The organism is Vibrio sp. 10N.247.311.51 (genome assembly GCF_041467855.1).
GTDB lineage: Bacteria > Pseudomonadota > Gammaproteobacteria > Enterobacterales > Vibrionaceae > Vibrio > Vibrio coralliirubri.
In genome coordinates this window covers 26,917-45,066 of record NZ_JBFSVK010000011.1, presented here as the reverse complement: position 1 = coordinate 45,066, position 18,150 = coordinate 26,917, and the positions used below count along the sequence as shown (strand labels likewise).

At 45.3% G+C, this 18,150-nt stretch carries 15 protein-coding genes; 5 read left to right on the top strand and 10 right to left on the bottom strand.

Annotated elements, in window-relative coordinates; genetic code table 11:
- Positions 1-21: 21 nt before the first annotated feature.
- Positions 22-588 (bottom strand): helix-turn-helix domain-containing protein, encoded by a 567-nt coding sequence (locus AB6E85_RS12075; protein WP_048610813.1) that lies wholly within the window; start codon positions 586-588, stop codon positions 22-24.
- A 98-nt stretch (positions 589-686) separates the two neighbouring features.
- On the opposite strand from AB6E85_RS12075, the gene AB6E85_RS12070 reads away from it, so the two are divergent.
- Positions 687-1,880 carry a benzoate/H(+) symporter BenE family transporter gene (locus AB6E85_RS12070; RefSeq protein WP_372142802.1) on the top strand — a complete coding sequence of 398 codons (1,194 nt, stop codon included), beginning with the start codon at positions 687-689 and terminating at the stop codon, positions 1,878-1,880.
- A gap of 113 nt (positions 1,881-1,993) precedes the next feature.
- Here the strand turns inward: AB6E85_RS12070 and AB6E85_RS12065 are convergent, their stop codons facing one another.
- Positions 1,994-2,977 carry a hypothetical protein gene (locus AB6E85_RS12065; RefSeq protein ID WP_372142800.1) on the bottom strand — a complete coding sequence of 328 codons (984 nt, stop codon included), beginning with the start codon at positions 2,975-2,977 and terminating at the stop codon, positions 1,994-1,996.
- Positions 2,978-3,409: 432 nt separating this feature from the next.
- Here AB6E85_RS12065 and AB6E85_RS12060 point away from each other — a divergent pair, with 432 nt between their 5' ends.
- Entirely contained in the window at positions 3,410-3,796 is a 387-nt protein-coding gene (locus tag AB6E85_RS12060; RefSeq protein ID WP_048606034.1) for a hypothetical protein, read from the top strand.
- 146 nt (positions 3,797-3,942) lie between these two features.
- Here AB6E85_RS12060 and AB6E85_RS12055 read toward each other — a convergent pair whose 3' ends face one another.
- On the bottom strand, positions 3,943-4,875 hold the full coding sequence (locus AB6E85_RS12055) for a LysR family transcriptional regulator (protein ID WP_137002266.1): 933 nt from the start codon (positions 4,873-4,875) through the stop codon (positions 3,943-3,945).
- Positions 4,876-5,143: 268 nt separating this feature from the next.
- Between AB6E85_RS12055 and AB6E85_RS12050 the strand changes: the two genes are divergently transcribed.
- Positions 5,144-5,911, top strand: a complete 768-nt coding sequence (locus tag AB6E85_RS12050) for a glycine betaine ABC transporter substrate-binding protein (RefSeq protein ID WP_050632939.1) — start codon at positions 5,144-5,146, stop codon at positions 5,909-5,911.
- Between the two features lie 156 nt (positions 5,912-6,067).
- Entirely contained in the window at positions 6,068-7,093 is a 1,026-nt protein-coding gene (locus tag AB6E85_RS12045; RefSeq protein WP_372142798.1) for a zinc-binding alcohol dehydrogenase family protein, read from the top strand.
- A 120-nt stretch (positions 7,094-7,213) separates the two neighbouring features.
- Here AB6E85_RS12045 and AB6E85_RS12040 read toward each other — a convergent pair whose 3' ends face one another.
- The 7 genes from AB6E85_RS12040 to AB6E85_RS12010 form a co-directional block, all read right to left on the bottom strand.
- Positions 7,214-7,849, bottom strand: coding sequence for a CIA30 family protein (locus tag AB6E85_RS12040; RefSeq protein ID WP_248367791.1), 636 nt, complete (start codon positions 7,847-7,849; stop codon positions 7,214-7,216).
- A 46-nt stretch (positions 7,850-7,895) separates the two neighbouring features.
- Positions 7,896-8,162: a DUF3081 domain-containing protein gene (locus AB6E85_RS12035; RefSeq protein WP_086968505.1), complete on the bottom strand. Its 267-nt coding sequence runs from the start codon at positions 8,160-8,162 to the stop codon at positions 7,896-7,898.
- A 276-nt stretch (positions 8,163-8,438) separates the two neighbouring features.
- Positions 8,439-9,641: a type III PLP-dependent enzyme gene (locus tag AB6E85_RS12030; protein WP_372142796.1), complete on the bottom strand. Its 1,203-nt coding sequence runs from the start codon at positions 9,639-9,641 to the stop codon at positions 8,439-8,441.
- The gene (locus AB6E85_RS12025; RefSeq protein ID WP_372142794.1) at positions 9,634-11,499 is read right to left on the bottom strand and encodes an IucA/IucC family siderophore biosynthesis protein; all 1,866 of its coding nucleotides are present in this window, start codon (positions 11,497-11,499) and stop codon (positions 9,634-9,636) included. Before AB6E85_RS12025 ends, AB6E85_RS12030 begins: the two co-directional genes overlap by 8 nt.
- Positions 11,471-12,688 carry an MFS transporter gene (locus AB6E85_RS12020; RefSeq protein WP_372142792.1) on the bottom strand — a complete coding sequence of 406 codons (1,218 nt, stop codon included), beginning with the start codon at positions 12,686-12,688 and terminating at the stop codon, positions 11,471-11,473. Before AB6E85_RS12020 ends, AB6E85_RS12025 begins: the two co-directional genes overlap by 29 nt.
- 6 nt (positions 12,689-12,694) lie before the next feature.
- Positions 12,695-14,506 (bottom strand): IucA/IucC family protein, encoded by a 1,812-nt coding sequence (locus AB6E85_RS12015; protein ID WP_372142790.1) that lies wholly within the window; start codon positions 14,504-14,506, stop codon positions 12,695-12,697.
- Positions 14,503-15,714 (bottom strand): acetyl-CoA carboxylase biotin carboxylase subunit family protein, encoded by a 1,212-nt coding sequence (locus tag AB6E85_RS12010; protein ID WP_372142789.1) that lies wholly within the window; start codon positions 15,712-15,714, stop codon positions 14,503-14,505. The genes AB6E85_RS12015 and AB6E85_RS12010 overlap by 4 nt, the downstream gene beginning before the upstream one ends.
- A 241-nt stretch (positions 15,715-15,955) precedes the next feature.
- On the opposite strand from AB6E85_RS12010, the gene AB6E85_RS12005 reads away from it, so the two are divergent.
- Complete coding sequence (locus AB6E85_RS12005) at positions 15,956-17,989, top strand: TonB-dependent receptor (protein WP_372142787.1); 2,034 nt, start codon at positions 15,956-15,958, stop codon at positions 17,987-17,989.
- Positions 17,990-18,150: the final 161 nt, after the last annotated feature.

Here is an 18,150-nt window from a genome sequence, read left to right as displayed (position 1 = left end):
ACGTTAGCGCCAAGTCCGGCACTATTGCTTGTTATTAGGGTAGTGAATCACATTATGAAATACGGCGTTTCCTTCACCGGTATTTTTGTAGCCATGGTTCTGGTTAGCATTAAAGCGAACGGCTTGTCCTGCGCGTAACGTATGCCACTCATCATCAAACATCACGGCCATCTCTCCTGAAATGCATAAGATGTGCTCAGTGACGCCTGCGTTATGTGGGGCGGACTCATGCTGGTAATTGGGTGCTAGGGTGAGTTCGAATATTTCAAACCCTAGTGCTTCCTCAAAAGGAAACAACAAACTGACGAAAAAGCCAATGTTGTATTCCTCATGTCTTAGTTCGTTTGCGTCTCTGAATAAACTCGTCAGTTCACTGTTTGGGCTAGCCGCGATAAAGCTCGAAAGTGACACCTCGAACCCAGAAGCTATCTGCCAGAGCTTAGCGACTGTCGGGCTGGATTCTCCACGTTCAATTTGTCCTAGCATTGCTTTGCTCACGCCAGTTTCTTTCGCTGTTTTGTCTAAGCTCCAGCCTTTTTCTTGGCGAAGGCGTTTCAAGTTAACACCAACTTTAATTTCTGTTTGCATACTTTCTCTACAAGTTTTTTACAAATAAGTTGTGCGCTATAGCGCACAGTGCTAGGTTTGGTCTATGGACGTTATAACGCACGCAGGAATAAATTAACATGACTAAGCTAAAATTTTCTCACGTCAGTACCGGCTTTATCGCTGTTTTCATTGGTTATGCGAGCGCCGCGGCGATTATTTTCCAAGCGGCAATGAGTGCTGGAGCAACCGAAGAGCAAGTGGCGTCATGGTTTTGGGCGTTGGGAATTGGCATGGGCGTAACCACAATACTGCTCTCGTTTTACTACAAGAAGCCTGTGGTTACAGCGTGGTCGACGCCTGGTGCGGCGTTGTTAATCACATCTCTTGAAGGGCTGACAATGAATCAGGCTGTGGCCGTGTTTTTGTTCAGTTCGATGTTGATCACGTTAGTTGGATTAGCGGGGATATTTGAGAAAGTCCTAAAACAGATCCCAACATCGATTGCCTCAGCGATGCTCGCGGGGATTTTATTGCAATTCGGATTAGGTTTGTTCACGTCGTTAATGGAAGAGGCACAAGTCATCGCGGTCATGCTCGCTGTATTTATTCTGGCGAAAGCGCGGTTAGGAAATTTACTGATCCCAAGCATTTTCATCATCGCACTGGTCATGTGTGTGGGTTTTGGCAAACTCGATGTCAGTCAGGTGACTATGGGATTAACGACCCCAGTGTTCATCACGCCCGATTTTGAGTTCTTTTCGTTGTTCAGTGTCGGTATCCCATTGTTTATAGTGACGATGGCTTCACAGAACTTACCGGGATTTGCGGTTCTAAAAGCGAACGGATACCAAGTCGATTCATCGAAGATCATTACTACCACTGGGGTGACAGGTTTGATCTTCGCACCATTTGGCGGTTTTGCGTATAACCTTGCAGCGATTACGGGCGCTATTTGCATGGGCCCGAATGCGGATAGTAATCCAAAGACACGTTACATGGCGGGGATCTGTATGGGCGGGTTTTACTTGTTAGCTGGCGTGATGGGGATGTCATTTGTGTCGCTGTTTAGCGCTGTGCCCTCCGAGATTGTCATTGCGGTTGCTGGCTTAGCGGTGATGCCGACCTTGATGAATTGTTTAGCTGTTTCGATGGCAGACACCCACTATCGAGAGCCTGCACTGCTTACTTTCTTATTCACTGCTTCTGGCACCAATTTACTGGGGATCGGCAGTGCATTTTGGGGTTTGTGCATCGGGTTGTTTTGTTGTTGGTTGCACAATTACAAAGCTAAGTCACGTGGAGCAAGCAACACTTCGCAAACTTCATCGTAATCAAACGACCCAAGATTATGATCAGGTTCGCTGTGAATTAGAAACACCAGCAAGTTGTTTGAGTAGTAAGCCCAGTCATACTTGTGACTGGGCTTGCTTACAAAGGAATAAAGCTACTTAACTTCGTATCTCAGTAGCACTTCATTATCGAGAACGACATTTGTCGACCAGATAAAGCTTGCGCCAGCCCCACTGAATTTTTCGATAAAGTTCATGTACGCTTTTTTATTGTTCACGCCAATATCGTCTTCTGAGTATACCGATGTTTGAGGCCAAGATGTTGAATCGAACTCTTGGTTCATCCAGTTGGTTGGTGTTTTCCAATGAGCGGCGTAGGCATCTTGACCGTGGTCAGTTCCTTCCGTGGTGCAGCTTTCAGAAAGACGCTTCCCGTCCACTTCACTCAAACAAGTCAGATCATAAATCGGTGAGGTATAAAAGGTTTGTGCTTGCCATTCTGGTCCTGTCACGGTTCCGTCACTGAAGCTCGCGATAAAGCCACCATCACCAGCGTGGTATGCCTTTCCGCGGTTATCTTCACTGCCAAGACCTAGGTTTTCTTCCCAATCAATCACTTTCACCGCAATCGTGTAAGGCTTCTTCACCTTAAATTTGACAATGTTTGAGTTAAACGGTGTGAAAGGAACGGTATCTACCGCGATTAACTTGCCGTTGATATAAAGTTCGAAATAGTTATCGGCAAAAATATAGCCTGTTATTTCCTCACCGTCTTGATCCACAACAGCTACCGGCACTGCGCTTTGATCGACTTCGGCTAGGCTACTTGGCGTAGTGTTTGAGCACTCTTCATAAAGATCAAAGGCTTTTGGCCCTGTCGCAAAGTTGTTCTTGGCTGGAACCGTCCAAACCTTTCCTTCTGAGTCCGTAATTTCCCCGACGCCCGCCACTCGACTACGTCCGTTTGCACACTCAAAGAGATTCGATTCAACAGTGGTCGCCACACCTTGAGTAATACTCGCTGAGCCTTGGTAATCACTGATGTTGCTGACCGAAGGCGTATCTGATGATGGTGAGCAGCCTGTAGCGAGCAAAGCAACCGATGAAAGGGCAAGGGCTTGATATTTTGTGATGATCATTGATTGGGTATCCGAGACGGGGTGATTTAAATAAGCGTGGTTCAAAATAAGCCAAGTGCAAGTAAGTTAATTGAAAACAAAGCTATTTCAAACAAATCCTAGCTAAGTAGCTAAGTAGCTAAGTAGCTAAGTAGTTAAGTAAGCCGTGAACTCATAGCTAATAGTTGGAGCGATGAAGCTAAGCAAGAGCCAAAGCAATTGTGAGGTGCCACACTTGTTATCTGATAAGGCATATATTACCCGTACAAATGTAAACAAGCGTAAAGCTGAGTAAGCATGGGTAAAACAGCGCTTTTATCGAATGATCACATCAGCTTGCGCGGCGCTGGTAAAAATACTCAGCATGAAGCGGTTTCAGGTTGTGATTGAGATAGTATTTTGCTACAAAACGCGCATAATCTCGCTATACAACATTTAAAGAAGAATTTACCTATGACTACCTTTCAATACTACTTTCACCAACTGCCTTGCTTCGACTGTAAAAAAACGACAGTAAGTACTGATCTTGGTTGGTTAACGCCTGCGATGAAAGACGATGCTATCGCACAAGTGACAGCGACACTTGCACAAGGCGAGGTTACTCCTGATCTTTCAGCAGATGTGGTTTGTACGAAAGAAGAAGCTCGCGAGTACCTACTGCTTAACTTCTTTGGTTACTCAGAAGAAGAGTTAGAAAGCGGAATCGAAGCGGATGATGAAAAAGAAGTGGCAGACGAAATCGCAGAGCTAGTAGAAGAAGGTAAAGACACCATCACCTTCGAACATGAGATTGCTCTTCAGTGCTGCGCAGACTGCGATGTTGAAGACGAGTCAAACTAAGCTTTTGTATTAAGAGTATTAAACTAAGTACTCTTATTAAGGTTCATCATGCAGCTATGATGTTCTAATGATGAAAGGCGTTAGCGAATTGAAGTTCGCTAACGCCTTTTTTGTCTCTCTGCTTCTTATTTAAGCGACATTAAACCTTAAGATGTTGTGCCTTCTGTAATGCCTTGTTTGCTCAGTTGCGAAAGGATCTCAGCGGTTTTCTCTCTGAATAAATCTCTCAGTAGACGCACAGTAGGGGTGATGGATTGACGACTTGGACACACTAACCACAGCTCGGTAGGTGTCGGCTTAAATTCAGGCATAACTTTAACCACTTCGCCTGAAAGCAGGTGAGGAGACATGTCTAGACAAGATTTTATTGCCACTCCTTTACCTGCGATACACCAACGTCTTACAAGGTCTGCGTCGTTCGAAGCGCGATTTCCTTTTAGTTTCACTTTATGGTCTTGAGTACCATCGTTAAACACCCACTCGTCTTGCAACATGTCATGGAGTTGGTAAAGCAAACCATTGTGCTGAGCTAAGTCACTCGGGTGTTTTGGTGTGCCCATTTCAGCCAAGTATTCAGGAGCCGCACACAATATCCTCGGCACATCGCATATCTTGAAACCATACATGTTCGCATCGGTCGGAGAGCCGTAACGCAGCGCCATATCGACGGAATCTCGGTAGAAGTCGATATTGCTATCGCTGATGCTAGTGCGAAGCGTCGCCTTTGGGTATTCAAGCAAGAACTCATCTAACCAAGGTGTGATTAGGTTGCGTCCTAGATCCGATGAAAGCGCAATTCGAATTTCACCATCAAGAATACCGAGCTCTTCGCGCATATTGAGCTTTGCTTGCTCCAACATCTTTAAGGCTTGTTCGCATTCCGGTAAATAACGCTCGCCTGCTGAAGAGAGTCTCAGGTGGCGCGTGGTTCTTACAAATAACTCCGCACCGAGTGCCGCTTCAACACGTTTTACTGCTGCACTTGCTGTGGCAGTGCGCATATCAAGGTTGGTGGCTGCAGCGGTGATACTGCGAAACTCCGCCACTTTCAAAATGACCTGTAAGTCTTCAAGAAGCATGTTATCTACCTGTATTGAATTATGTTCTAAACATGGCGTTGGGATATTTCCCCATCACAATCTGCAAATGGGTTATCTCTACTTATCGCTTCTAAGTTAGCTTCAAATACTTAATTGTCAAAACTAATTTGATAATAATTCAAATGTGAGGCTGTTTTTCATTAGTAATTTTCTCACTATCATTTTCCCATATCGACAACGTAGCGCAGTACACATCGTATGGACGAAGCCTACGATCTAGGGGGATAAGATGACTAAGAAAATCACAATGGGTGTAACGGATTTGTCGTTCCACCGTACGACCGCATCATTGGTTGCCAATGTATTGAAAGCCATGGGTTTTGAGGTAGAGCGTATTTTCTCTCCACATCAGGAGAACTTTGAAAAGCTGAAAACAGGCCAAGTGGATATGCTTTCTTCTGCGTGGTTGCCATCAAGTCACGGTATCTACAAAGCGGGCGTTGAAGAAGTTGAGCCACTTATCGAGCTTGGGCTTCATTATGAACCTTATGCTTTGTGGGGCGTACCAGACTATGTGCCTGAAGCGGCGGCTTCTGAAGTCTCTGATTTATTAAAAGCTGAAGTGATCGAGAAAATGAACTCGACCATCCAAGGCATTAACCCTGGTGCTGGTATCACACGCTTCTCTATCCAGATGATGAAAGATTATGGCCTGAGCGATGCCGGCTACGAGTTCTTTCCTGGCAGTGAAGACGATTGTTTCAGTGCCTTTGAAAGTGCAGTCGCAAACAAAGAGTGGGTGGTAGTGCCACTGTGGAAACCTCAGTTTTTGCACTATCGTTACGATATTCGTGAGCTCAAAGAGCCAAAAGGCCTACTCGGAATTGTGGACAGAGCAGTGCTTCTTTTGAGAGACGACAAGAAGCATCTGTTCAGCGCGCAACAGATTCAGAAGTTGGATTCCCTACGCTTCTCGAACGACATCATCGCAGAGCTGGATTACAAAGTTTGCCGTGAAGGTAAACCACAAGATCAAGTGACACATGATTGGTTGATTGAGAATGGCCTGATTTAACCTCTAAGCCGTTGGTAATGCAGTTAGATTTCTGCATTACCCAGATAACGGCAACACTATTATCAAAAATTATTTGAGAATTATTCAAATATTAGGCGGTTTATCTAGAGTGAGAATTGACTAAGATTAACTCGTCTAATTCAAGGAGAAAGCACAATGTCAGTACCATCAAAAATGAAAGCTATCGGATATACTCAATCACTTGCGATTACAGAGCAAGACAGTTTATTTGAGTTTGAAACGAGTCTGCCAGAACTAAAAAATAATGACTTGCTGGTAAAAGTGAGCGCGACTTCTATCAATCCTGCTGACGCTAAAATTCGTATTCGTAATGCCAAAGACAAAACTCTTGAGCAGCCTAAAGTGCTGGGCTATGACGCAGTCGGTGAAGTTGTTGGTAAAGGTGCTGACGTTGAAGGCTTCGAAGTCGGTGACCGTGTGTACTATGCGGGTGACGTAACACGCATGGGGGCTAACGCAGAATACCAAGCTGTGGACTATCGTATTACCGCTAAAGCGCCTAAGAGCCTTTCTGATGAGGCTGCAGCCGTTATGCCACTAGCGACGCTTACGGCATGGGAAGCGTTGTTTGACCGCTTGCGTGTTTGTCCTGAAGAGAAAAAGTCTATCCTGATCATTGGTGGAGCGGGCGGCGTTGGTTCAATTACGATTCAACTGGCTAAGCAACTGACCAACCTAAATGTTATCGCAACAGCTTCAAGACCTGAAACGGAGCAGTGGGTAAGAGATATGGGAGCGGACTATGTGGTGAACCACCGTAACCTTGTTGAGTCTGTCCGAGAGCAAGGCATTCAACATGTCGACTACATCTTCAATGTTGCTGATACAAAAGGGCACTGGGATGCGATGGTTGAGTTGATCGCACCGCAAGGCATGATCAGTTCGATTGTTGAATTTGACGGTGGAATTGACTTATCAGCGCTGCAAGGCAAATCAGCGGGCTTTGTTTGGGAGCTGATGTTCACACGTTCACTGTTCAATACAGAGGATATCCAGAAGCAGCAAGACATCCTGTTCCAAGCAGCGAATCTGATTGATGCGGGCCGTATTAAAACGACCCTAACCACGACCCTAAATGGCTTTAGTGTGGATATAATCAAAGATGCACACCAACGTATTGAAAGCAGTGCCTCGATTGGTAAAACAGCCATCAAATACTAATTGCTGATGTATTAATCCGCTGTTGTTTTGAATCGTTGACGGTTTAAATAGAAGAAGCCCCTGATATCTGATTGTTAGTCAAAAGGTATCAGGGGCTTTTGTTTTTTGTTTGTTTTCAGTTTAGTCAGCTTCTGGTGACCTGATAGGTTTCGATGTTTTGAAGTGAAGCTGTATTAGGTCTAGCTCAAAAGGCGATGCCTGTTTGTCTGCAATCAAAAAGCCGACTTGTTTGATGTCTTGCGCCTTAAGTTCCGGCGCATCGCTCAGCAGCCGACCTCTGAACACCGCTTGAAAATCATTGAAGTGGAACACCTTGTTAAGCCGCACTCCCTTTATCGTATCGAAATCGTGTTTGTATTGAACTCGATTACCATCTTTCGATGTTGTGAGCCTCAGTTGGTAAGTGCGACCATCACCAACGAATACTAGCTCTGCGCTATCTATTTCATGGGCTGGTGATTCAATGGAGCGCTTTACAGAACTGAAACCACCATTATTTTCTAACGATAGCTCGCCCTTAAATCGACTCATATCATCAAGATAAATGAGCTCGCCTGTTGAGATGCCACCCATTACATCGTCGTTGGTCACTGTCCAGTTTTGATGCTCACTCGCTTGTGTAAAGTCGATCATGTTTATCCCTGTTGCATCTGCCTTAAGACTTAACGAATGTAGGCTGAGTAGAAGGAGTAAAGGTGTGGTTAACCTAAGGGATAACCGCGTTTTACAATGGGTTCCGTTCATCATTTTCTCCACTGCTTCCCATAGGCTTTGCGTGGTTTATTTATTAGCGATGGATAGTTTATGGAGAGGGTTCAGTTTCAAGCATAGCTAAACATCGCTTGATGAAGTCTTCATAGTTCGAGGTTTTGTCGTATTCGATCTTCAATGAGCCGTGGAACATTAGGGTCACGGTAACGTCTCGGTAGCTCAACCAACAGGTGTAACCATCGTAATCATGCCACGCTACCATCTCGCCCAATTGATATTTGCTATCCGATTGCTTGCCCGAGGAGCGAATGCAGTCGAACACTCTGAGAAACTCTAAAATGGTGATTCTGTTGTCCATGTACCACTCCCGCTGGGCAGTCGATGAAAAATGCTAAGTGCTTGTATTCGAATTAACTACGGTTTGGTTCTGCATTGCGATCACTGTGGGGAGTCGAGTACTCAATCGCTGTAGCTGTTTGGTCAAAGGGCTAAGATAAACATAAGAAAGGCGTTAGTAGACCTGAGTTTACTAACGCCTTTTTATTTAGTGTTTTTTATATTAAGTGTCTTTAGCTGGCTCTATAGATTTTTGACTCAAACCGTCAGTTAGAAATCATAGATCACAGCGGGATGCCTAGAAATAATGAAACACCGGAGGTTCATGCATTAAGAAGTTTTGATGCGAGATATTCCAAGCATAAGCGCCTGCTAGGGTGAACACCACATAGTCACCGATATCGACCTGCTCGATATGTTGATTTCGTGCCATAACATCTTTTGGCGTGCAAAGTTGTCCAACTAGTGTGGCGGTAGCATGACTTATCGGATGTGAAATGGTGGGTTGTTTGCTACTTTTCAAGATAACAAACGGGTGGTCATGGTCTTGTGCTGCCGGTGTACGGAAATGATGTGTTCCACCACGAGCAATCACGAAGTTCTCACCAAGGTTTTGCTTAATATCCAGTACCTCCATCACGTAATAGCCGCACGGTGCCGAGATATAGCGGCCACATTCAAAGCGTAGCTTCCAGTCTTGCATATGTTCTTTAGCAATCAAGAACTCCAACTTGTCGCAGAACTCCATCCAAGGAAAGTGTTGCTGCGGGTTTTGGTAATTGATTCCCATCCCTCCACCAAGATTGATGATCAGCTCATCGAGTGAGAACGTCTTTTGCCACTCTTTGACGACTTGGAAATAACGTTGCATCAAGGCGAGGTGGCGATCGACTTCAAGTTGATGCGACATTAAGTGGAAGTGGAAGCCTTTTAGCTTGATCAAGGGAAAGTCGCGCAGATACATCAAGGCGTTATTGAGCTCACCCTCATCGAGTCCAAATGGCGTGGGTTTTCCACCCATGGCTAACTTGCTAAGTGTGATGTCACCAATGTCTATGTTCATACGCAAGAAGATCGAAGCAGGTCGGTTCAATCTCTGAGTTAAAGCGCCAATGCGTTGTAACTCAGTGAGACTTTCGACATGAATCGCGTCAACATCGAGTTCAATTGCTTGCTCCAGTTCACTTGGCATTTTCCCCGGACCACCAAAGATCAGTGGTTTATTGAGTTGTTGCTTGTGGAGGTGTGTAAGCTCTCCGCCTGATGCTGCTTCAAAACCATCAACATAAGGGGCTAAAGTGCGTAATATCGGCTCTGAAGGGTTCGCTTTCGCGGCGTAAAATAGCTCTACGTTTTTTGGCAATACATGGCGCATCTGCTTAATGTGCTGCTCCAATGCATCGAGGTCATAAAGATAAGCACATAATGGTTGCGTTTGTTGCTTTGCTAATTGCTCGATTTCTTGAAGGATAGAGGCTGAAAGTTGAGGGGAATTAAGCATGGTGAACTCCTTTTGAATGAGTTGGCCACGGTGCTACAACTTGGGTGTAACCGGACTCTTTATCGGCATTTTGCATCAAACGTGTTGTGAAGTTATTTTTGCTTGGGAAATGACCATCGTTAAGCAATGCCATTAGTTCGGGTTGCTGACCATTGATCGACTGCCAGCGGACGATAGCGTCTTTTAAAGTTCCCCATAACGTATTTTCAAGTGCTGAGTTCCCCTCAGCGATAAAGAAAATCGCCTCACTGATATTGTTAATGAAGGTGCAATAGCCGATACGGTTCCAACCTTGCTCACGGCTGTAGTAAACCGATTGACGAGCACGTTCTGAAAGTTGCTGAAGTGTTTCTGACGGCCAAAACTCGCGTAGTAGCTTGGTACCTTCTAAGTCTCGAATCCATACACAGCACGGCATGCCTTTTTCAAACCCAATCAACGTATTTTGTAAGTGCGGTTCAAACGCAACCCCATGTTTGAAGTAGTAGTTAAACACGCCCGGAATCAAACAATGCAGATAGCGCTCAAACCACAGCGTGGCGACACTTTGATATTGGGATTGTGTTGTTTGCGCTTTTTGTTTGAGTTGAGTGGCGATGCAACTGTTCCCGTCTGTGTCGTAAGCAAAGAGCGCACCCGCTAACGTTGGCTGCAAAATATCGGTTTCGCTTAAAGTGAAATTCTCTCGATATAAAATACCAAATGACTCTCGAGCCTTTATAACATCCGCATGCTCTTGTTCAGCAACAGATTCTAGATTCAATGTGGTGGCGTAAGGCTCTGTCATTACCTTGAATACAGGGTTACGTAACTGTTCGCTTTCTTTAATTGGGTGCAAAATCGAGGTTAATTGAACGGCACTATCGAGCTCATACCATGCGTTCTTACGTACACAGTTGGTTAAACGTACATTGATAGAGAACTTAGCAAACCAATCCATATCTGGGTGATACAGAGTGCGCACGGATGAGGAGGGTAAGAGTTTTTCTCCACCTAATCCCAGTGGGATGATTTTGCCTTGTTCAATGGCCATTTTGACCACTGGGTTTTGCAAAAGTGTGTAACTTTCCCAAGGGTGGCAAGGGTAAAGCATGGTAGTTGCTGAATTGTCCTCGTCAGGTGCAAGTTGTTCAAGCATAGTCGTTGGTGAGGTTCGGTCATCGGAACTCAAGACGTCGAGCAACGCAGTATCCACCTTAAACCAATAGAGGGGAACTTTAGCGCCAACCTCAGGGGAACAAGCGAGCAGATCATCGATACTGACACCTGATCGACTCTTTGGCGTTGGGTGAAAAGTATGTCCCCAAAGTAACGATTGCTCTGATGCGATAAACGCATTGTGATGTTGAGGTGAGTTGTCTGAGTTTAGGAACTGCTCGGTGATCAACAAACTGTTTTCCATTTGCTCGACCAACTCGTGATTGAATGGAATCGTCAGCATTTCTTTTAGGTAACTGAGTAGAAGCGTCAGGGTTTGCGTTGCGTCCAGCTTACACCAAGCTGTGCCGGGCATTTTGACCCAAGGTGTATCGCAGAGCTTCACTTTTCCCAGTTTGCTGGTGTACTCAACAGGTAAAACCATCAAGCCATTTTTCTGAGGCTGACTTTGGTGAGGTAGGTGAATGGCCACGCGCTGGTGAGCGTTGTAGTTTCTTTTCAAAGTTTGAGGCAGAGAGGCTGAACTGTAGCGCCAATCAACCTGCTCATTGGGTATCGCGTATTCACGTAAGTAACAGTTCACCACGCCCATGATGGTATTGAGTTGGGCTTTTTCTCGGTTTAGCAGTACTTTTTTACTATTTTGAAGAACTTGGTCTTCAGTGGAATATTCACTTGGAGATAATTGAGTCTTTAACATGTTGATGTCCAAATTTTGAATGGATGATCAGCGCGATAGCAGCAATGCCACTGACCAACATAGAAAGTATGAAAGGAACCTCAAGCCAGCCCTGGCTTGATATGAAAGACGCGCTCAACCCAGCCGCAACGCCACCCCATTTAGACATAGCGTCAAAGCGGGAAAATACTTTGCCGCTTTGTCGTCGATCAATTTGATTTGCTAACGCTTGATGTAAGCCGTGATAACAGCAAACCATGCCAAGTCCGAAAACGATACGAGCAATAATCAACACTTCTTGATAAGGAGTGAGATGCATTGCGGCACTGAGTGAAAGCAAACCAAAGCCCAGCCATAAAGTACGCTGCGCTTGATTGCGTTCAAGCTGGTGGCGATCAATCCATTCTGAGAACAGATGAACTTTCCCTGCAAAGAGCAGATAAACACCATGTGGGAGGGCATACAAAAACCCAACCCACGCTTGATTCGTCACGCCATATTGCTGCACATAAGGCGAGAAATAGGGGAACGTGACGACCATGGCGAAAGCAAAACTGAACTGCGCGCCAAACACCCAATAAAGAGTATTTAACGAATTGGCTTGGCTGCATTGAGCTTTATTCGATGCTTGATCTTTTATAATTCCCTTAGATCTCGTTAAGTCATCAATGGGTAATGTTAAGGTGATCACTAGCGCGAATAGCGGCAAAGCAGACAGCCACAGATACGCGTTCAACGGGTTTGTTTCCGATAAACTCCAGCCAAGCCCTATCGGAGCAATAATTAACGCCAGACGGGCAGAAAGCTGAGTTTTATTAAGTGACTTACCGAGTGTTTTCGCATCGTTAATTTGGCTGGATAAGTAGCTGTTTGAGGCGGCCATGGTGCCACCAAAGGTTCCTTGAACGATAAGACCAAACACAAACATTGAGAGATTATCGGCTAAGCCGCACAGCGCGAAGCCTGCTGCAAGCCCGAGTTGAGCACGTAATAGAGAGCGACGTCTGCCATATTTATCGGCAAACTGCCCCCAAAAACGCGCCGCAACGGCCGTGCAAAAGGTGGGTAAAATGAACAGTACCCCCGCCCAGTCCGAAGTAATGTTTGCATCCAGTGTTGGCAATACCATTGGCAAAAACAACGGCATTCCCAAGGCTGTAAACGCGGCGATAAAGTGGCTTAAAAGCACGCAATAGATGAGTTTGGTCATGATGGGCTAACTCACGCTCTGCTTGATGTTTTCAAGGTAAGCGTGTTGTGCTTCTTCGCTGGTTAGCAATAAAAAGTTCGGTGCTGACAAGCCATAGAACTTATTGATATCGCTTGCGCCAGATGACTCTTTAGACAACAAGCTACCCGAGCTCAATAGATACTTAGCGTATAGGTTGGGTGACTCAAACAACATCTCGTTTGCGAGTTTGGTGTTGTGTCCTTGTTTGTCCAACTGGCTAAGCTTTTGGGAAAGGCTATTGGCAACCATTTCATACAGATAAGCTGATGTGGCGATTCCTTTCGTCGCCATTGCTTCCACAATCGCGGCAATGTCTAACTGCAAAGTAATGGTGGTAAACATCTGACCAAGAGCGAGCTCGCTCTCTACTGTGATACGTTGATCTAAAAGGTGCTCGCATTTTACGGGTGATTGTTGCTCAAACGTTTGGAAACGCTCTGGCCAAATACGCGCTGCATCGTTGTCTTTCATGGCTAAGGTCATCTTGCCTTGCCCATCGAATGCGATGATGGCGTTTTGTTGGTTAGACTCCAAAGCGATACCGTAACGAATCCACAATGTAAGGTGCACTTTGCATAGCAGATCAACGTAATCTTTAAACCAAGTCAGCGTATCTTGTTGATAATACTGTTCGGCGAGATGTTCCAAGAACAAACGTCCATCAGGCATTGGGCTAGCAAGGGCTGCCACAGGCACCAGTGCTTTGTCTTGGAAGTAGCGCAGCGGGTATTCACGCACAATGTAAGCAAAGGTTTTATCGTCTCCAACATGGCCGCCATGTTTCTCATTACAATGGTAAAGTGTGCCGTGTAAGTCTTGATCTGTTTGCTCTAAGTGTGTCAATAAACGTTCAAACCAATGCCCATCATAGAGCGTGGAGGGTTTGATTAGGCGAATGTTTTTAGTACCTAAAGATCGCATGATCAGCGGTACCTTGATGTGGATCTGCGGTGCTTGATTCACGACCACTGTGCGCACTGATAAAGTTGGAGTCACCTCAAGGCATGCAACCGGAGCTTCAATAACACCGTCAGGAAGTTCATCAAGACTCCTTAGTGTTAATGGATGTGCGGGGAATAACTCATGGCTAAGAGCAAAGTCGGCGGGCAGACCCACTTGCTCCATCGTTGGCCAACATTCTGGTTGTGGACTGGTCAATGTAACGAGTGACTTTTCGATTGCGAGCCAACGAAGTTCAAAGCTTTGTGCAAATTCTGGCGCGAATTGCTCTAGGTCGTGATCGCTTAAACCGAACTTAGCACGTGCTGTCGGGTAGTAAGGGTGGTCAAGATAGGATGCGATTTGATCGGCACGCAATAGCTTTTGCTCCCAACGTTCTAGTTGAGAAATCGGTTGCATTAGTGATTCGGATTGCTGACTGAAGGCACTATCACACAACCCTTTGTGTTTTTCTGCACATTCGAGTTCTTGCAAATAACCATCTAATAACGAATGCGAGCTTTCGTGAGCACTTGCTTTCAATAATTCGATCCAATCTTGATAGTGCTGCTGGGTTTCAATGACACCATTTCTCTCGATGAACCAACCATCACCTTTCGAGCCATCTGGTTGGCCGTATACCCAACGCTGCATGTAATAGCTCGGAGTAACGGGCAAGTAGAGTGTAAAGTCTGAACCCGTAAAAATAGCCCAAATTTGATTACGAGGATAAGAAGATAACTTGAGTGTACTCGGGAGCTGAGATTCAAATCGGCTTTGAGAAACTAATCCGAACAAATCTTCACGCAAGCAAGTATCGACTAAACGTTGAGTGAGGTATAACGCGTTTTCATTCATGCTGTTACCTCGTTTGTTGCTGTTAGATTGAAGCGAGAGATTGCCTGTTGTAGCGCGGGTTCTAGAGTTTGACTAGAAGGGGAAACGACCGAAATTCTCGCTAAGTAATCCTTGTTGGAGAAACTTTGTTGGAACGTCTCACCAACCTTTTTAAGCACTTGCTGCTGAGTGACAATATCGCCCTCTTGGTGAATGAAAGAAGTTGATGACCCTTCAATCAAACCGCTTTGTTGCGCCACTACATAGTGCACATGGGCACTGCCATCAATACGAAATGTAGGGTCAAGCTTGTGACCCAAGTGAAGATTTAAGATGGTATTGAACCAATTCCCGCCACTGAGGTTATCAAGCAAAAATTCCCGGCCATCACCAATACTTCGATAGTTGATCTCGACCAGTACCGGCCCCGAATCTGTGATGATGAATTCGCTATGACAGACACCAAACCCCACCCCAAATGTTTGAAGCTGACGTATACATTCTTCTCGGTAGTGCACGCTGTTAACACCATCCCAACTCGCCGCTGTTTCGATGAAGTAAGGTGGCGCAGAGAGTTCTACATCGAACCCACCAAGTGCGACTAAATTTTCCCCGTCGCCAATGGTTTCGACAGTGATAAGCGGACCTTGTAAAAACGCCTCAACCAAAATGGGAGTCGTAGGGTGCTTTTGCCAAAACGTATCGCAATAGTTATCCAGCTCAGCTACAGACTCGCAGCGCTGCACGTCTAAACTAGCCACGCCCTCCTTGGGCTTCGCAACGACAGGAAAATCGAAATCGAATACAGGAGCGCTCTCTCGACTTAACAAAACACTTTGAGTATTAGGTAACGATTTTTCGTTGAGAACCTGACGAGTTAAGTATTTGTTTTTCGCCTTAAGAGTCACATTCCAATCTTTAGCAGGCACACCAAAGAACTGTGCACAGATTGCGGTGGAAGTTTGTAGGTGGTCGCTGTTACTGAAAACAGCATGAGGTTCTAGCTCTTGCTCTGTGATGATTTCGATGAGTTCAAGAGGGTTGAAGACATCGCATTCCAAAATTTCATCGGGATTAAAGCGGTCATCTTCATTTGCCAGTTTTAAGTGGTTGAGTTTGTGGTCTGTGATCAAAATGACGTGGAGACCCATCGCTTTTGCTGTCGGCACGAAGCCGTGAGTGATCGCATCATTCACGACGTGACTCACGATGATTATCGTAGATTTCATGGGGCTTTCCTAATTTCCAAAACGTTGTTGTCGCCTGCTCACAACTCGCTTTCAAGTGCTCTCTTTCGGGGTTAAAAGAAAGAGAATTTTTCTATCTTATTGTTTTTATTGATTCTTATATCATTAGTGGTGTTGCATATTGCAAAGCAAATATAGATCAAAAAATATATATTGCAAATATAAATGATATTTGTTCTTATTCGCAATATTGTTATTTTATAAACTAAAACGGAATTAGAAAATGAACATTAGATTGGCCTTGTCCCCTCTCGCTTTGGCTATTGGAGGTGCATTAACCGCAGTGGCTACCGTGTCGAATGTAATGGCTGCAGAAGTAACGGTGGATGAAACTCTGCAAGTTATTGGTCATCAGTACGAAGGTTACGCGGAGTATATGCCTCAGTCAGGAACCAAAACGGATGTCGAATGGTTGGATGTACCGCAAGCAGTATCGGTAGTCACAAAGACGGAAATGGAAGACCGTGGCGCGGTGCGTTTAGTGGATGCACTTGATGGTGTCGCAGGGGTTAACAATACCTTGGGTGAGGGAAGCCGAGACCAATTTGTGATTCGTGGTTTTGATGCGCTTAACGACATGTACCGTGATGGTATGCGTGATGACGGGACTCTGCAATCGTACCGAAGCCTAGCGAATATCGAACGTGTCGAAGTGGTAAAGGGCCCTGCAGGCGCACTTTACGGCCGAGGTTCAGCCGGCGGTATCATCAATTTGGTCACCAAGCGTGCTAACGGTGATAATTTCACACACGTCAACGGCAGTGTTGGCAGCAATAATCTTTTTGTTGGTCAGGTTGACAGCTCGATGGCGCTTAGTGACAAGGTTAGTGGTCGTATCAACGTGGAAAGTCGACAATCGGATTCCTATGTAGACCACGTCGACTCTAATGATTTCTTTATCGCACCAACAATTCGTGTATTACCAGCGGATGGTCACACGATTGATCTCGATGTCGAATATGCTCACCAAGAGCTAGTACCATATCGTGGTGTTCCATCTAAAAATGGTAAGCCTGTCGATGTCTCTGAAAGCACATTTTACGGTGGCACGAATGACTATCAAGAGTCAGACAGCATTCGTGTTGGCGTTAATTATGAATGGCTTTTGAACAGTGAATGGGCATGGACAAACCGCGCAGCATACAACCATATCGAGCTTGAGCAAAAGGGTACGCGCCAAGGAACGGTAACTGGGAATGAAGTATCTCAGACTGTAAATAACTTCGGTTACGACCCTCGTACCACGACGACTCTTCAATCTGAGCTAGTTTGGGAAACCGATTCCAATCAAATGATGATCGGCGCGGACTATAATCAGATCAATATCGACTTAACGCTCGCAAGCGATAAAACCTTACCTCCGAAAGACATCTATAACCCTGTAGCAGGTCCAACACCTGATCCGGGTTTCAAACCTTTCCGTGATAACACGACAACGACCACCGGTGTCTACATTCAAGACGTTTACACCTTTGGTGATCTTTCAGTGATCGGTAATGTGCGTTACGACTCGATGGAGCTTGAACAGCAAAAAGCGGGCTCAGAAAAAGAGAATCTAGACGATGACAAAGTGAGCTACCGTGGTGGTTTGGTCTACCGAATCAACAACGATATGTCAGTGTACGCAAGCTTAGCTCGTTCATGGCAATTGCCTTACTCAGGTATCTACATCAACCCTAAATTAGCAGAATTCTTCCACACCGATCTAAAAGAAATTGGTGCCAAAGCTTACCTATTAGATAACGCTTTGATGCTGAATGCTGCGGTCTTCCAAATTGATCAAGAACAACCTGAAACCAATATAGACGGCGACGTTGTTAACAAGATCGAGGCTCGTCACCAAGGTATTGAGCTAGAAGCTCGAGGTCAGTTTACAGAGCAGTGGGACATTTCTGTGGGCTACAGCTATTTAGACGCGGAGAACAAAGAGACAGGCAAAAAGCCAAACGATGTGTCTGATCATCTGTTCTCTCTTTGGAGCACTTATCAGTTAGATGACAACTGGCGTTTAGGTGGTGGCGTGAAATACGTAGGCGACCGTTACGCGGGTAATGATGAAGCGGTAGCTCTGGGTGACTACACCACGGTTGACTTGATGGCAGCGTACACCACGGGTCGTCACAAAGTTCAAGCGAATGCTTACAACGTGCTTAATGAGAAATACATTCTGGGTGCAACCAACGGCACTTCTGGTACTAACCAGATCGGTTACGGAGCGCCAGCCGAATTTATGCTCAGCTACGGCTATCAGTTTTAAAAGTTCATTCATTTCTAAGAGTTAGTTCGACTCTAAAAACGATTGATTTGTTCACTACGAGTGAGTGAACAGTTGGCTTCATTTTGAGGCCGTTTAGCCCATAGGATCAAAGCGCCGAATCGTAAACATGGCCTTTGATCCTAACTTGCCTATTTAGGAGA

Excerpts from the sequence above, each read along its gene's own strand:
- AB6E85_RS12075 (WP_048610813.1), bottom strand. The coding sequence starts at position 588 with ATGCAAACAGAAATTAAAGTTGGTGTTAACTTGAAACGCCTTCGCCAA.
- AB6E85_RS12070 (WP_372142802.1), top strand. The coding sequence starts at position 687 with ATGACTAAGCTAAAATTTTCTCACGTCAGTACCGGCTTTATCGCTGTT.
- AB6E85_RS12065 (WP_372142800.1), bottom strand. The coding sequence starts at position 2,977 with ATGATCATCACAAAATATCAAGCCCTTGCCCTTTCATCGGTTGCTTTG.
- AB6E85_RS12060 (WP_048606034.1), top strand. The coding sequence starts at position 3,410 with ATGACTACCTTTCAATACTACTTTCACCAACTGCCTTGCTTCGACTGT.
- AB6E85_RS12055 (WP_137002266.1), bottom strand. The coding sequence starts at position 4,875 with ATGCTTCTTGAAGACTTACAGGTCATTTTGAAAGTGGCGGAGTTTCGC.
- AB6E85_RS12050 (WP_050632939.1), top strand. The coding sequence starts at position 5,144 with ATGGGTGTAACGGATTTGTCGTTCCACCGTACGACCGCATCATTGGTT.
- AB6E85_RS12045 (WP_372142798.1), top strand. The coding sequence starts at position 6,068 with ATGTCAGTACCATCAAAAATGAAAGCTATCGGATATACTCAATCACTT.
- AB6E85_RS12035 (WP_086968505.1), bottom strand. The coding sequence starts at position 8,162 with ATGGACAACAGAATCACCATTTTAGAGTTTCTCAGAGTGTTCGACTGC.
- AB6E85_RS12030 (WP_372142796.1), bottom strand. The coding sequence starts at position 9,641 with ATGCTTAATTCCCCTCAACTTTCAGCCTCTATCCTTCAAGAAATCGAG.
- AB6E85_RS12025 (WP_372142794.1), bottom strand. The coding sequence starts at position 11,499 with ATGTTAAAGACTCAATTATCTCCAAGTGAATATTCCACTGAAGACCAA.
- AB6E85_RS12020 (WP_372142792.1), bottom strand. The coding sequence starts at position 12,688 with ATGACCAAACTCATCTATTGCGTGCTTTTAAGCCACTTTATCGCCGCG.
- AB6E85_RS12015 (WP_372142790.1), bottom strand. The coding sequence starts at position 14,506 with ATGAATGAAAACGCGTTATACCTCACTCAACGTTTAGTCGATACTTGC.
- AB6E85_RS12010 (WP_372142789.1), bottom strand. The coding sequence starts at position 15,714 with ATGAAATCTACGATAATCATCGTGAGTCACGTCGTGAATGATGCGATC.
- AB6E85_RS12005 (WP_372142787.1), top strand. The coding sequence starts at position 15,956 with ATGAACATTAGATTGGCCTTGTCCCCTCTCGCTTTGGCTATTGGAGGT.